Consider the following 13,335-nt stretch of genomic DNA (forward strand, 5'->3'; position numbering starts at 1 on the left):
GGGAGAGCGAATGACCGCCCGCGGCGTCAGCCACACCAGGGAACTCCTGCGGCGGGGCGAACTGTCCGCCGTCGAGCACACGAGCGCCGTCCTGACCGCCGCCCGCGAGCGGGACACGCTCGACGCGTACGTCGCCGTCGCGGGCGAGGAGGCGCTGCGGGCGGCGGAGCGCGCCGACGCGCGGATCCGCCGGCTCGGCGCCGCCGCCTGGCGGACGCTGCCGCTGCTCGGCGTCACCGTGTCGGTGAAGGACCTGCTCCAGACCCGCGACCTGCCCACCGTGCGGGGCTCGCTGCTGCCCAACGCCCGGCCCCGCGAGGACGCTCCCGCGGTGGCCCGGCTGCGCGCCGCCGGAGCCGTCGTCGTCGGCAAGACCGCCACCTCCGAGTACGGCTGGAGCGCCTCGACGGTCAGCCGCGTCGCCCCGCCCACCCGCAACCCCTACGATCCGCGCCTGACCGCGGGCGGCTCCAGCGGGGGCGCCGCCGCGGCGGTGGCCGCGGGCCTGTGCGACGCAGCCCTGGGCACCGACGGCGCCGGATCGATCCGGATCCCGGCCGCGTTCTGCGGCGTCGTCGGCTACAAACCCACCCTGGGCCGCATCCCGTACGTCCCCAACAGCGCCGACCGGCTCGCCCACCAGGGTCCCCTGGCCCGTACCGTCGCCGACGCGGCGCTGCTCGGGCGGATCATGTCCGGCCCGCATCCGGCCGACCCCGACTCCGGCCTCGGCTCGCTCGACGCGCCGCGCGCCGACCGCCGCCTCAGGATCGGCTGGATCGACTACGACGGCACCGCCGACGAGGTGCGCCGGGTCGGCGGACAGGCCCGCCTGGCCCTGCTGGGTCAGGGGCATGCGGTCGAGGACGTCGAGGTGCGCTGCGACCGCCTGTACCCGGCGCTCGTCGACCTCCTGGCCGCGTCCGAGGCGGCCGGGGCGCGCCCCGAGGACGACGAGTGGGCCGACCCCGGCCGCCTGGAGGTCATCCGGTACGGGCGCACCCTCACCGGCGCCGACGTGATCCGCGCCGAGGAGGTCCGCCAGGGCCTGCGCGCCACCCTGCGCACCGTCATGGACCGCTACGACGTCCTCGCCATGGCCACCGTGCCCGTCGAGCCGTTCGCCGCCGACGCCGTCGGCCCGCCCTGGGCGGACGATCCGCGCGACCTGCGGTGGCTGGCCTGGGCGCCCGCCTCGTACCCCTTCAACATGACCGGCCAGCCCGCCCTGTCGCTGCCGGCCGGACTCACCCGCTCCGGTCTTCCGGTGGGCCTGCAACTGGTCGGCCCCGTCGGCGGGGACGACCTGGTCCTCTCACTCGCCGGACGGCTGGAGTCGGATCTCGGCACGCTCGCGCCGCCCGCCGCGCGGGCCCTGGAGCCCGCGGCCGCCCGGTAACTCAACGCTGTGGAAAGGACGTTCCCCATGCACGTCAGGTCATGGTCCTCGCCCGCCGCGCAGGACTGCGTCGGGCGGCCCTCGTTCGTGGCCGATCACGGGCTGTGGGACGAGGCCCGCACCGCCGCCGCCGAGCGGATCGAGGCGAGCCTGGGCGAGTTCGACTTCGTCCGCCTCGTCTTCGGCGACCCGCACGGACTGGCCCGCTCCAAGACCCTCACCGCCGCCGCGTTCCGCTCCGTGCTGCGCAACGGCATGAACTTCAGCCCCGGTCCGTTCGTCTTCGACACCGGGCACGCCGTCGCCGTCGACTTCCTCGGCGAGCACGGCATCGGCGTCGACGAGATCGCCGGCGCGGGCAACTTCGTCCTCGTCCCCGACCCGCTCACCTTCCAGCGGCTGCCCGGCGGCGGCGCGCGCACCGCCTGGGTGATCGGCGACGAGTACCTGCGCGACGGCAGCCCGCACCCGCTGTCCTCGCGGGCCGTGCTGCGCCGCGTCGTCGAGCGGTACACCGAGCACGGCCTCACCGCCGTCCTCGGCCTGGAGGTCGAGTGGTACCTGACCCGGCGTCTCGACGACGAGCCCGGCAACACCGGCAACGGCTTCGGACTCCAGGGGCGGGCGCCGCGCGTGGCGGCCCTGAACGCCGGCTACCAGTTCAACCTCGACGCGCACTACGACACCGTCGCCCCCCTGACCGACCCGCTCGCCCTGCACCTGCTGGCTCTCGGCCTGCCGCTGCGGTCGATGGAGCACGAGTCGGGGCCCGGCCAGGTCGAGACGACATTCAGCCCGATGTCCGCGCTGGACGCCGCCGACGCCATGCTGCTCTTCCGCACGGTCGCCAAGAGCTGGTGCGCCCGCCGCGGCCACCACGCCTCGTTCATGTCGCAGCCCCTCCTCGACGCCGCCGACCCCAGCGGCTGGCACCTCAACCAGTCGGTCACCGACCTCGCCACGGGCGGCAACCTGTTCGGCACCGAGGGCCCTTCCGGCGGGCTGCCCCCGCAGGGCAAGGCGTACGCGGAGGGGCTGCTGTCCTGGGCGCGCGAACTGTGCCTGCTGTCGGTGCCCACCGTCAACGGCTACCGGCGGCTGGCCGCCGAGCACGCCCTGGCGCCCACCCGGCTCGGCTGGAGCCAGGAGGACCGCAGCGCGATGCTGCGCGTCGTCGGCCACGGCGGCGGGGCGCACATCGAGAACCGCATCGGCGAGCCGTGCGCCAACCCGTATCTGAACATCGCCGCGCAGCTGTTCGCGGGACTGGAGGGACTGACCGCCCAGGCCGCGCCCGCCCCCTCCGACGGCGCCGGGCTGGTGCCGCAGCACCTGGGCGAGGCCCTCGACGCGTTCCGCGCCGGACGCGCCGCCCGGCTGCTCGGCGAGCCGCTCGCCGCCTGCCTGGTCAAGCTGAAGGAGAGCGAGCTGCGCCGCTACGAGGCCTGGTGCGTGCAGGCGGCGCCCGCTCCCGGCCGGGTCACCGAGTGGGAGCAGCGTGAGTACTTCGGCGCCTACTGACCCGCGTCGAGCCCCTGTGCCGTGCCGTTCCACTCCCGACGGAGGCCTCGCATGATCGCCCGTTACACGCTGCCCGAGATGGCGGACCTCTTCAGCGACCGCACCCGCTACGCCACCTGGGTGCGGGTGGAGATCCTCGCCTCGCAGGCGCAGGCCGCCCTCGGCCGCGTCCCGCACGAGGCGGTCGAGGACATGCGCCGCGCCCGGGTCCCGGACCCGGAGCGGGTCGCCGAGATCGAGCGCGAGCGCGACCACGAGGTGCTGTCCTTCCTCGCCGCCTACTGCGAGGACATCCCCGAATCCTCGGCTCGGTGGGTGCACCTCGGCATGACCAGCTACGACCTCGTCGACACCGCGCTCGGCCACACCCTGGCCCGTGCCACGGACCTGCTCGCGGACGCGGCCCGGCGGCTGCGCCGGGTGCTGACCTCGCGGGCCCTGGAGCACTGGGACACCGTGATGGTGGGCCGCACCCACGGCATGCACGCGGAGCCCACCACGTTCGGGCACAAGCTCGCCGGGCACGCCTTCGCCGTGGACCGCTCGCTGCGCCGGCTCGCCGCCGCCCGCGAGGCCGTCGCCGTCGGCACCGTCTCCGGCTCCGTCGGCACGTACGCGCTGATCGACCCGTACGTGGAGGAGTACGTGTGCGGAGCGCTCGGCCTCGGTGTGGAGCCCGCGCCGAGCCAGGTCGTCGCCCGCGACCGGCACGCCCAGCTTCTTCAGGCCGTGGCCGCCCTGGGCGCGTGCGTGGAGCAGATCGCCCTGGAGCTGCGGCTGTTGCAGCGCACCGAGGTGCGTGAGGTCGAGGAGGCGCGCACCGGCGCCTACCAGGGGTCCAGCGCCATGCCGCACAAGCGCAACCCCACCACGAGCGAGCGGCTGTGCGGGCTGGCCCGTCTGCTGCGCGGTTACGCGGACACCGCGATGGAGAACGTGGCGCTGTGGCACGAACGCGACCTCGCCCACCAGAGCGTGGAGCGGGTGATCCTGCCGGACAGCCTGAGCGTCGGCCACTTCCAGGTGACCAGGGCCGCCGATCTGGTGGCCTCGCTGGCGGTGGACGCCGACCGGATGCGGGCGCACGTCGACCAGACCGACGGCCTCATCCACAGCTCCTCGGTCCTGGCCGAGCTCCTCGGCAACGGCGTGGAACGCGAACACGCCTACCGCAGTGTGCAGGCCGCCGCCAACCACACCCTGGCCACCGGCGAGCACTTCGGCGCCTCCCTGGCCAAGCAGGGCATCGACCTGGCCGGGCTCGGCCCCGAGCGCTTCCTCACGCACCACGACGTGATCCGCACCCGATTGGAGAAGCTGCATGAGCTGGAAGATTGACCGCGTCGACGGCGCCGCGCTCGACCTGGACGAGGTCCTCGGCGTCTACCGGGCCTCCGGGCTCGGCGAGCGGCGGCCGGTCGGGGACCGGGACCGGTTCGCGGCCATGGTCGAGAACGCCAACCTCGTGCTGGTCGCCCGCGACGACGAGGGCACGCTGCTGGGCATCGTGCGCGCCGTCTCGGACTTCTCCTACGTCACCTACGTGTCCGACATCGCCGTCGTGCGGGACCGCCAGCGCTCCGGCATCGGCCGCGCGCTGATCGACGCCACGCGCGGCGAGGCGCCCGACGCCAAGCTCGTGCTGCTGTCCGCGCCCGCGGCCGTCGACTACTACCCGCACATCGGCTTCACCCGCCACGACTCGGCCTGGGTCCTCAACCCGTAAGACCCCACTCGTGACACCCCGCCCACAACCCCCGCCCCCTTGGGAACCCTGCCCCGAGGGGGCCTGCCGGCGGAGGGCCGGCCCTGTGAGGCTTGCCCCGTGAGGACTCCCCCCGCGGATCTCCTTTCGATGCAGTGAGCGGGCCACCCAGTGCTGGGTGGCCCGCTCACTCGTTCTCACGACGGTCCGGGACCGAAGATCTCTACCACCGGGATGCCGCCCTACTTGGCGACGACGATCCGGTCGCGACCCTCCAGGCGGGAGGGCCTCCGGCCCCTGGCCCACGCCCCGTGCGGGGCAGTCGGGGCTGTACCGGGGCTCGACCGCGCTTGCCTAGATTCGGGGTCAGGGCGGGGCCCGGACCCGCGCACAGCACCGCACCCCCGGGGGAGGCACGACCGTGACATCGGCACAGGCGCTGCTCGACACCCGCCCGCCCGCCGGCCCCGCCGCGGCCGCCCCCCGGCCCACGGTCCCCCGCGGGCCCGCCGCCGCCGGGCACGGCGCGGCCGTGTCGATGCCCTCCGGCCGCCGCGTCCTCGTCGTCGACGCCGACAACTCCTGCGCCGAATCCCTGGTCACCCAGTTGCGCCGGCACGGTCACGAGGCCTTCGGCGTGCGCCGCGGCGAGGCCGCGCTGCGCGCCCACGAGGACGCCGATCTCGTCCTGCTGGATCTCGAACTGCCCGACCTGGACGGGCTGGAGGTCTGCCGCGCCATCCGCGCCGTCAGCCGGGTGCCGGTCATCATCGTCACCGCCCGCGCCTCCGAGCTGGACTGCGTCCTCGGCCTCCAGGCGGGCGCGGACGACTACGTGGCCAAGCCGTACGGGCTGCGCGAGCTGATGGCCCGCATCGAGGCGGTGATGCGGCGCGCCGAGTGGCAGCCCGCCGCCGCGCGCGAGATCCGGCACGGCCGCCTGCACATCGACGTGGGTTCCCGCGAGGTCCTGGTCGGCGGCGAGGAAGTCGCCCTGACCCGCAAGGAGTTCGACCTCCTGTGCCTGCTGGCCTCGCATCCCGACACCGTCATCCCGCGCAAGCAGTTGCTCCAGCAGGTCTGGGGCGACTCCTGGTCCCGCCGTACCGTCGACACCCACGTCAGCAGCCTGCGCGGCAAGCTGGGCGACAGCGGCTGGATCGTGACGGTGCGCGGCGTCGGCTTCATGCTCGGCAACCCGTAGGGCCCCACCCGCAGGAGGCGGAAGGCGGGAGCCGGTGCCGCGACGGGGCACGCGCCCCGCGGAATCGAGCCGCGCCCCGCGAATCGAGCACCCTCCCCCGCGAATCGAGCACGTTCGCCCGTGAATCGAGCACGCTCCCTCGCGGGGTCGAGCAGGCTTCGAGCGGGCTTCGAGCCGTTCTCATGCGGTGCGGTCGACTCTGGGTGAGGCGTGATCATCAGAACGCGCCGTTCCGGTTCCGTTTCCGCACTCATCGGGGAGAAGAACATGCAGATCCGCTCGCGTCTGACCAAGGCCGGCCTGCTGGGTTCCGCCGTCGTGGCCGCCTTCGCCGTCTCCGCCTCTCCGGCCTCCGCGGCCGCGGCGGTGACCGTCTCGCCCGGCAGCGGTCTGGCGGACGGACAGACCGTGACCGTCACCGGCACCGGCTTCCCGGCGGGCGCCCAGGTCGCCGTGTCGCAGTGCCGGGAGAACACCACCTGCACCGACGCGCTGACCACGGCCACCGTCGGCGCCAACGGCGCCTTCACCGCGTCCTACACGGTGCACAAGCAGTTCAAGGCCACCGACTGGAGCACCGGCGCCGGCACGTCCGTGACCGTCGACTGCGCCACGCAGCAGTGCCAGCTGGTCGCGTACCAGGACGCCACCGGAGCGGTCGGCGCCGGCATCTCCTTCGGCTGAGCGACGCGCGCTCTCCTGGACAGGACTGCGCAGCCCACCGATCGGTGCCCGTGCGACCGGCACCGCTCGGTGGGCGCGTTCGTGTTCCCGCCGTCCCGGTGCGGGACGGCTCAGGCGGACGCCTGCTCGGCCTCCCAGACGAAGCCGTCCGGGTCGGTGAAGGAGCCGGACGTGCTGCCGAGCACGATGCGGTGCGACCCGCCGCCCTCCTCGGCCACTCCGACGTCCTTGGCCAGGCCCTTCCGCTTGTAGAGCGCTAGCTTGACGGGGGCGGCGTCGTCGGAGGCGAACTCGACGTACTTGCCGCCGAAGCTCTTGGCGACGGACAGGCCGCGCTCGACGTAGAACTGCTTGCTCGCCTTGACGTCCTCGACGCCGAGCAGGAGGACGAGGTCGTCGACGGCGCGGGTGGCGGGGCCGGTGTCCTTCTTCGACGAGGTCGCCATCTTCCAGATCGTGCCGTCCGGGGCCTGCACGACGCCGCCGTAGCCCCACAGGGACTTCGCGGCGGGCTTCAGCGTCGTGGCGCCGGCCTTGAGGGCGGACTCGATGAAGCTGTCCACGTCGGCGGGCTGGGAGACGGTGATCGACATCGTGAACCCGCGGAATCCGGTCGTCTGCGCGTCGGAGGCCCGCAGACGCAGCCGCGGGCCCAGCCCGAAGGCGTCGGAGTAGAAGCTCTCGGCGGCCGCGTGATCGGCCACCTCCAGGGTGACGGATGCGAGGGAGGTCATGCCGGTCACTCTAGCCCCGCCCGCGCCACGGGAGTTGGGGATCCGACGCCCGTGCGGCGGCCGGACGCGCCGCCCGGACGGCCGCCGCCGGACGGGGCGGCGCGCCGGTACGACCGGCCTCGCGACCGGCCGGGACGCCGCGAACGCGCCGGAAGGCCGGGCGGTCGCGGGCGGCGGACGGCGGGCGCCGGGCCGCCCGGGGCGCGCCGGCGCTCGCCGTCGCCACGGTCGCGGCGGGGTTTTCCGAGGTCGCGCGGGTTGCGCGCGCCGGTTCGCGTCTGCCGCCGGACGGGTGACACCGCGCCGGCGCCGGCCCGGCCGGGACCGGAGCCGGCTCCCCCGCGCCGGCCGCGGACGGTCCTGTCGGGGCTTCCGGCCGGCGGTCTCCACCTCTCCAAGGCCTGTAGTGGTTCTCGAGTGGTGTTCGAGCCGATCACGACACTCCCGAGCCACCCTGTTGAGGGGTTCGACACGTGGTGAGGTGAGCTATGGACACAGCGGTGGAGAAAGCGGTCGCGTACATGCGCGAGCGATTCCGCGATCCGCTGACCGTCACGGACATCGCCCGGAGGACTCCGCTCGGCCGTTTCGATTTCTCCCGCGTTTTCCAGGAGGAGACCGGGACGAGTCCCCGGCGATTTCTCGAAGCGGTGCGGATTCACGAAGCGAAGAAACTCATCGACGGCACCTCTTCGGCCATCGCGGAGATATCCGCGGCGGTCGGATTCCCGGGCGCGGACGCGTTCACGCGGTCCTTCACGGCCCTCGTCGGAATGTCCCCCGGCCGGTTCCGCCGGCTGTGCCGGGACGAGGGGGAGGTCCCGCCGGGCCCTGAGCCGGGCCCGTACGCGCCCCGCGGCTCGGTCGCGGGCACGGTCAGGCTGCCGCGGGGCCACGGCAACGCCCGCGTGTTCCTGGGGGCCTTCGCCACGGCCGTCGTCCAGTACCCGGCCGTCGCCTCGGCCGTCGTCGACGTGCCGAGCGACCGTCCGTCCTGCTACACCCTGCGGGACGTCCCCGAGGGGCGCTGGCATCTGCTCGCGGTGGCGGTGGCCGCCGGCGCCGGTCACGATCCGCGGGCCGTGCGGACCCCGCTCGTCGCGGGCGACCGCGCCACGACGGTGACCGTCATCGCGGGGGAGGTCACCAGCGCGGCGGTGCGGCTGCGGCCGGCCCTCCCGTCGGATCCGCCGGCGCTGCTCGCCCTGCCCGGCCTGGAGCCCCCGGCGGTCTTCGTGCCGCCTCCGGGGTGTGCCGCGGCCGCCGCGGCCACGACCGCCCCGGCACAGGAGCGGGCCACCGTGACCCGGCTGCGGGCGGTGCCCGCCGAACCGGCCCCGTCAAGGGACCGAGCGGTCGGACCCGTCGGCGGGCCGGGTCGTCAGGGGCCCGAAGGGGACAGTTTGCGGCACAGGTCCTGACGGGATTTCAGGCGTTCGGCGAGCAGGCACCATTCCTTGCCGATGTGCTCGGCGATGGGGGCGACGACGCCGAGCCAGTGCGGCGGGACGGCGTCGACGAGCCGTCGCCAGTCCTCGCCGGGCTCGGTGGCGTGGGCCTGCATCCAGCGCAGCAGTTCCCGGCCGTCCGCGGTGTAGCGGATGGCGGGGTCGGTGGCCATCTTGGCCGCCACCGCCGCCCAGGTGGGCGGGGCCTCGGTGTGGTTGCGGCGCTGCGGCGGCGGGGCCTCGGCGCCGGCCGCGACCCGCAGCGACGCCCGGCGGACGCCGTCGCCGGCCCCCTCGGCCGGCGCCGTCATGTCGTCGGGCGGGGGCACGGCGTGCACGGGCCGCACGTGCTGCGGGCGCGCGCCGTGGGTGCGGCGCCCGTTGCGTTCGGGGCCCTCGCCGCGCCGCAGCCGTGCGCTGACGTCGTGCACCGTGCCCAGCGACACGTCGGTGGCCCGCGCGACCTGGCGCAGCGGGGCGTCCGGATGGGCGGCGATGTACTCGGCGGCGCGTCGTCTGCCCTCGCCCGCGTCCACCGGGCGCCGCCGGCCGTCCTGGCCGATGCGCTTGCCGCCCTGGGGGGTGGCGATCGCGGAGCGGTCGCGCAGCGAGGCGATCGTCTTGGCGCTCAGTCCGGCGATGCCCGCGATGGCGCGGTCGGACCAGTCGGGGTGGGAGCCGAGGACGCGCTGCGCTCCGGCGACGCGGTCGGCCCGCGACAGCGGCAGGCCGTGCAGGCCGTTGGCCTTCATCGCGATGACGAGAGCCTCGGAGTTGGAGCAGTCGAGGAAGCGGGCGCGGATGCTCTCGTCGCCCATGAGGCGGGCGGCCTCCAGGCGGTGCAGCCCGTCGATGACCCGGCAGCCGTCCACCTGGACGAGAATGGGGGGCAGTTCCGCGGAATCCGCGGCGTCGACGAGAAGCCGGACATGAGCGGCGTCCGTTCCGCCCTGGCGCAGGGAAACCCCGGGAGAGAGAGCGGAGAGGGGAACTTCGCGTGCCGGGAGTTCGTCGAAGTTCCTCGGATCGAATTCGCTGTGCGCCGACGATCCGGCGCCCTCCATCCGGACGACACTGAATGCACTCGTTATCGAGACGGCTTGCGCGTTCCTCTGAGACATTCCGCTGACTCCCTCTCTGCTGCCGCTGGCGAAGAGGGTCGCAGGGGGGTCTCCAGCCCCGGTGGAGGGCAGGTCGACGTTCTCTGGACACACGGCACCGCGGGCGTCCGCCGAGGGGGGGACGGACGCCCGCGGGGGTCAGGCGTCGCGGCGCCGCAGTTGCACCGCCGCGACGGTCAGCAGGGCGGCCGTCCAGAGCGCGAGCACGCCCAGGCCCTCCCATGGTCCCAGCAGGTCGCCGGCGCGCGGCGCCTGCTGGGTGATCATGAAGCCGGCCTGGGTGGGGAGCCAGGCGTGGATGTGCTCGCCCACGCTGCCGGGCAGCAGCGCCGCCATCGGGGTGATCACCAGGACGAAGCCGATGACGATGGTGATGCTGGCGGCGGTGTGCCGGATGATCGCGCCGGCCGCCAGGGCGAACAGGCCGAGCAGCGCGAGGTAGAGGCCGCAGCCGACGACGGCGCGCAGGACGCCGGGGTCGCCGAGGGCGACCGGCGCCTTGCCGTCCATGATCGGCGCGCCGATGAAGAACGAGCCGAACGCGGTCAGTTCGCCGACCGCGAGGACCAGCAGCGCGAACACCGTCGCCTTGGCCGCCAGCACGGGCACCCGGCGGGGCACGGCGAGCAGGCTGGCGCGGATCATGCCGGTGGAGTACTCGGAGGCGATCGCCATCACGCCGAGCACGCACACCGCGAGCTGGCTGAGCAGGATGCCGCTGCCCAGGATGGTGCCCGTCGGGTCGAGGCGCATCTCGGCCTGCTGGGCGGGGTCGGTCTTGTCCCAGTTGGAGATGCCCATCTGGAGGAACAGCGCGGTGAACACCAGGGTGAGGACGACCAGGATGGCGAGCGACCAGACGGTGGAGCGCACGGAGCGGATCTTCGTCCACTCGGAGAGCATCAGGTTGCCGAAGCCCGGTCCGCGGCCGCGGGCGGCCGGGCCGGTCCCGGTGAGGGGGGCGGTCGTGGCGCTCACTTCACACCTCCGGCGGTGGGCACGCCGGCGTCGTACTCGACGGCGTCCTTGGTCAGTTCCATGAAGGCCTCCTCCAGGGAGCCCCGCCGGGTCGACAGCTCGTGCAGCACCAGGCCGTCGGCGGCGGCGAGTTCGGCGATGCGCGGGGCCTCGAGGCCGCTGACGTCGAGGTCGCCCTCGTCGGTGCGGGTGACGGTGGCGCCGTGGCGTTCGAGCAGTCCGGCGAGCTGCGCCCCGTCGGGCGTCCTGACGAGCACGGACTGTTCCGTGCTGCGCTCGATGAACTCCTTGGTGGAGCAGTCGGCGACCAGCCGGCCGCGGCCGATGACGATGAGGTGATCGGCGGTGACGGCCATCTCGTTCATCAGATGGCTGGAGACGAAGACCGCGCGGCCCTCGGCCGCGAGCGACTTCATCAGGTTGCGGATCCAGAGGATGCCCTCGGGGTCGAGGCCGTTGACGGGCTCGTCCAGGACCAGTGCGGCGGGGTCGCCGAGCAGTGCGGCGGCGATGCCGAGGCGCTGTCCCATGCCGAGGGAGAAGCCGCCGGCCCTCTTGCGGGCCACCGACGCCAGCCCGACCTGTTCGATGACCTCCTCGACGCGGCGCCGGCCGATGCCCTGGGTCTGGGCGAGGCAGAGCAGGTGGTCGTGGGCGCTGCGGCCGGTGTGCACGGCGCGCGCTTCCAGCAGGGCCCCGACGACGCGCAGGGGGCGCGCCAGTTCGCGGTAGGGGACGCCGTTGACGGTGGCCTCGCCGGCGTCGGGCCGGTCGAGTCCCAGCAGCAGTCGCATGGTGGTGGACTTGCCCGCGCCGTTGGGGCCCAGGAAGCCGGTGACCCGGCCGGGCTCGACCGTGAACGACAGGTCGTTCACGGCGGTCTTGTCGCCGTAGCGTTTCGTGAGGTTCTTGGCCTCGATCATGGTCACCTCGGTTGAATGGCTGCGACAGTTTTCGCTGGGGCAAAATCCCCCGGACCCCTGTGATAGCAGGATCGCTATCTGTTCAGTAGTCGCGGCCTCGAGCGGGCCGTGAACGATGGCCCGCGCATCACGCCACCGATATTTTGGCGGTTCCGCCTGTCCGGGGAAGGGCGTGTTCCATCTGCTTACTTTCCTCGGTTGAACCCGGAAACCGACGGGGGTCGTCATGAATTCAGTCACGAACGGTTCGGCGTCCGACCGGCGGCGGCCGGTGGTGGGGATCTGCGCGCGGACGGCGCCGGTCACCCTCCAGGGCGGCGATCTGGTCGTCTCCCTGGCGTTGCAGTCGCACGTGGCGTTCCTGGCCGAGGCGGGCTGCACTCCCCTGCTGCTGCCGTTGGCGCCGGGGGCCGAGGAGATCGTCGGCCGGCTGGACGGGCTGCTGGTGCCGGGCGGCCCCGACCTGGACCCGGCGCTGTACGGCGCGCCGGCCCACCCGGCGACCCGGGCACCGGATCCGGCCGCCGACCGGTCCGAACTGTCGCTGATGGAGCGGGCGTTGGAGGCCGGTCTGCCGCTGCTGGCGATCTGCCGCGGGATGCAGCTGCTCAACGTGCTGCACGGCGGCACCCTCCATCAGCATCTGTCGGACGTCACCGGCCACGACGGCCACCGGCCGCGGACGGCCGACTTCACCCTCGGCCGGCAGCCGCTGAAGCTGGTGCCCGGCAGCCTGATCGCCGCCGTCCTCGACGAGGACGAGCCGGAGACGGCCTGCCACCACCACCAGGCGGTGGACCGGCTCGGCAGCGGCCTCGCCGTCACCGGGCGGGCCGGGGACGGCACCGTCGAGGCCGTGGAAGTCGTGGACCACCCCTTTGCCATCGGCGTGCAGTGGGAATCCGGTTACACGGCCGACAAACGACTTCACCAAGCCCTCGCACACGCCGCAGGAAGCCTGCGAAAAGAGACGTCCGCCGCATTTTCGATTCATTGAGAAAAGGCGGACCCGAGGGCAAACTGATTTTCGATCCCCATGCGAAGGAGAATTATGTCGCCGCGGATGCCGAACCCCTCCCTGGTGGTTCCCGACGTTCTTCCGCCGATGCGCGCGCTGGTCAAGGCCGTCAACAGCGTCGGCGTTCCCCTGCAGACGCTGGTGCTCGTCCACCTGAGGGTGAGCCAGATCAACGGGCGCACGGTCCATCTGCCCCGCAAGCCCAAGGAGTTCGAGGACGCGGGGGAGGAGGACCGCCGTCTGCCGCTGGTGGAGACGTGGCGGGAGCAGACCTGCTTCACCGACGCCGAGCGCTCGCTGCTGGCGCTGTCCGAGGCCGCCACGCGGATCGACGGCCGTGAGGACCCCGTCTCGGACGAGGTCTGGGAGGAGGCCGCCAGGCACTGGACCGAGGTGCAGCTGGCCGCCGTGGTCCTGCACATCGGGCTGGTCAACCTCTGGAACCGGGTCAACGTCGTCACCAAGCAGGAGGCGGTGGACTGGCGCATCAACCCCAAGACGTGGACGCCGATGACCAGCAGGCTCACCGCGGCCCAGTAACCCCCCGCGAACCCGTCAGGCCCTGTCCGGTGGCACTCCCCGGACAGGGCCTGACGTCGT

The 13,335-nt window shown here is 73.5% G+C and carries 13 protein-coding genes; 9 read left to right on the top strand and 4 right to left on the bottom strand.

All coding sequences use genetic code 11. The features are described 5' to 3' along the window. Positions 1-10: 10 nt before the first annotated feature. The 6 genes from ACGFSH_RS32965 (at position 11) to ACGFSH_RS32990 (ending at position 6,513) form a co-directional block, all read left to right on the top strand. On the top strand, positions 11-1,399 hold the full coding sequence (locus tag ACGFSH_RS32965) for an amidase family protein (RefSeq protein WP_329417809.1): 1,389 nt from the start codon (positions 11-13) through the stop codon (positions 1,397-1,399). A 27-nt stretch (positions 1,400-1,426) separates the two neighbouring features. Next, the gene (locus ACGFSH_RS32970; protein ID WP_393355003.1) at positions 1,427-2,920 is read left to right on the top strand and encodes a glutamine synthetase family protein; all 1,494 of its coding nucleotides are present in this window, start codon (positions 1,427-1,429) and stop codon (positions 2,918-2,920) included. 51 nt (positions 2,921-2,971) lie between these two features. Then, a complete protein-coding gene (gene purB, locus ACGFSH_RS32975; protein ID WP_393355005.1) occupies positions 2,972-4,258 on the top strand; it encodes an adenylosuccinate lyase in 1,287 nt (428 codons plus the stop codon). Continuing rightward, complete coding sequence (locus ACGFSH_RS32980; RefSeq protein ID WP_393355007.1) at positions 4,242-4,646, top strand: GNAT family N-acetyltransferase; 405 nt, start codon at positions 4,242-4,244, stop codon at positions 4,644-4,646. Before purB ends, ACGFSH_RS32980 begins: the two co-directional genes overlap by 17 nt. A gap of 517 nt (positions 4,647-5,163) precedes the next feature. Beyond that, positions 5,164-5,829: a response regulator transcription factor gene (locus ACGFSH_RS32985; RefSeq protein WP_329417911.1), complete on the top strand. Its 666-nt coding sequence runs from the start codon at positions 5,164-5,166 to the stop codon at positions 5,827-5,829. 267 nt (positions 5,830-6,096) lie between these two features. Continuing rightward, a complete protein-coding gene (locus ACGFSH_RS32990) occupies positions 6,097-6,513 on the top strand; it encodes an enediyne antibiotic chromoprotein (protein ID WP_393355009.1) in 417 nt (138 codons plus the stop codon). Positions 6,514-6,623: 110 nt separating this feature from the next. Here ACGFSH_RS32990 and ACGFSH_RS32995 read toward each other — a convergent pair whose 3' ends face one another. Further along, entirely contained in the window at positions 6,624-7,247 is a 624-nt protein-coding gene (locus ACGFSH_RS32995) for a glyoxalase (protein ID WP_393355011.1), read from the bottom strand. Between the two features lie 521 nt (positions 7,248-7,768). Here ACGFSH_RS32995 and ACGFSH_RS33000 point away from each other — a divergent pair. After that, positions 7,769-8,668, top strand: coding sequence for a helix-turn-helix transcriptional regulator (locus ACGFSH_RS33000; RefSeq protein ID WP_393355080.1), 900 nt, complete (start codon positions 7,769-7,771; stop codon positions 8,666-8,668). On the opposite strand, the gene ACGFSH_RS33005 is transcribed toward ACGFSH_RS33000, so the two are convergent. The 3 genes from ACGFSH_RS33005 to ACGFSH_RS33015 all read right to left on the bottom strand — a co-directional run bounded on the left by ACGFSH_RS33005 (position 8,629) and on the right by ACGFSH_RS33015 (position 11,717). Continuing rightward, positions 8,629-9,759 (bottom strand): nuclease, encoded by a 1,131-nt coding sequence (locus ACGFSH_RS33005; protein ID WP_393355013.1) that lies wholly within the window; start codon positions 9,757-9,759, stop codon positions 8,629-8,631. The two genes, ACGFSH_RS33000 and ACGFSH_RS33005, sit on opposite strands and share 40 nt — an antisense overlap. 195 nt (positions 9,760-9,954) lie before the next feature. Continuing rightward, the gene (locus ACGFSH_RS33010) at positions 9,955-10,794 is read right to left on the bottom strand and encodes an ABC transporter permease subunit (protein WP_393355015.1); all 840 of its coding nucleotides are present in this window, start codon (positions 10,792-10,794) and stop codon (positions 9,955-9,957) included. Further along, positions 10,791-11,717 carry an ABC transporter ATP-binding protein gene (locus tag ACGFSH_RS33015; protein ID WP_393355082.1) on the bottom strand — a complete coding sequence of 309 codons (927 nt, stop codon included), beginning with the start codon at positions 11,715-11,717 and terminating at the stop codon, positions 10,791-10,793. Before ACGFSH_RS33015 ends, ACGFSH_RS33010 begins: the two co-directional genes overlap by 4 nt. A gap of 226 nt (positions 11,718-11,943) precedes the next feature. On the opposite strand from ACGFSH_RS33015, the gene ACGFSH_RS33020 reads away from it, so the two are divergent. Next, positions 11,944-12,714 carry a gamma-glutamyl-gamma-aminobutyrate hydrolase family protein gene (locus ACGFSH_RS33020; protein ID WP_393355017.1) on the top strand — a complete coding sequence of 257 codons (771 nt, stop codon included), beginning with the start codon at positions 11,944-11,946 and terminating at the stop codon, positions 12,712-12,714. 66 nt (positions 12,715-12,780) lie between these two features. After that, the gene (locus ACGFSH_RS33025; RefSeq protein WP_393355019.1) at positions 12,781-13,275 is read left to right on the top strand and encodes a carboxymuconolactone decarboxylase family protein; all 495 of its coding nucleotides are present in this window, start codon (positions 12,781-12,783) and stop codon (positions 13,273-13,275) included. Positions 13,276-13,335 lie beyond the last annotated feature (60 nt).

This window comes from Streptomyces sp. NPDC048481, assembly GCF_043200075.1.
Lineage (GTDB): Bacteria > Actinomycetota > Actinomycetes > Streptomycetales > Streptomycetaceae > Streptomyces.

What these genes read in the sequence shown, in the direction of transcription:
- ACGFSH_RS32990 (WP_393355009.1), top strand. Translation starts at nt 6,097, where the DNA reads ATGCAGATCCGCTCGCGTCTGACCAAGGCCGGCCTGCTGGGTTCCGCC.
- ACGFSH_RS33000 (WP_393355080.1), top strand. Translation starts at nt 7,769, where the DNA reads ATGCGCGAGCGATTCCGCGATCCGCTGACCGTCACGGACATCGCCCGG.
- ACGFSH_RS33005 (WP_393355013.1), bottom strand. Translation starts at nt 9,759, where the DNA reads ATGGAGGGCGCCGGATCGTCGGCGCACAGCGAATTCGATCCGAGGAAC.
- ACGFSH_RS32980 (WP_393355007.1), top strand. Translation starts at nt 4,242, where the DNA reads ATGAGCTGGAAGATTGACCGCGTCGACGGCGCCGCGCTCGACCTGGAC.
- ACGFSH_RS32985 (WP_329417911.1), top strand. Translation starts at nt 5,164, where the DNA reads ATGCCCTCCGGCCGCCGCGTCCTCGTCGTCGACGCCGACAACTCCTGC.
- ACGFSH_RS33015 (WP_393355082.1), bottom strand. Translation starts at nt 11,717, where the DNA reads ATGATCGAGGCCAAGAACCTCACGAAACGCTACGGCGACAAGACCGCC.
- ACGFSH_RS32970 (WP_393355003.1), top strand. Translation starts at nt 1,427, where the DNA reads ATGCACGTCAGGTCATGGTCCTCGCCCGCCGCGCAGGACTGCGTCGGG.
- ACGFSH_RS33025 (WP_393355019.1), top strand. Translation starts at nt 12,781, where the DNA reads ATGCCGAACCCCTCCCTGGTGGTTCCCGACGTTCTTCCGCCGATGCGC.
- ACGFSH_RS32965 (WP_329417809.1), top strand. Translation starts at nt 11, where the DNA reads ATGACCGCCCGCGGCGTCAGCCACACCAGGGAACTCCTGCGGCGGGGC.
- ACGFSH_RS32995 (WP_393355011.1), bottom strand. Translation starts at nt 7,247, where the DNA reads ATGACCTCCCTCGCATCCGTCACCCTGGAGGTGGCCGATCACGCGGCC.
- purB (WP_393355005.1), top strand. Translation starts at nt 2,972, where the DNA reads ATGATCGCCCGTTACACGCTGCCCGAGATGGCGGACCTCTTCAGCGAC.
- ACGFSH_RS33020 (WP_393355017.1), top strand. Translation starts at nt 11,944, where the DNA reads ATGAATTCAGTCACGAACGGTTCGGCGTCCGACCGGCGGCGGCCGGTG.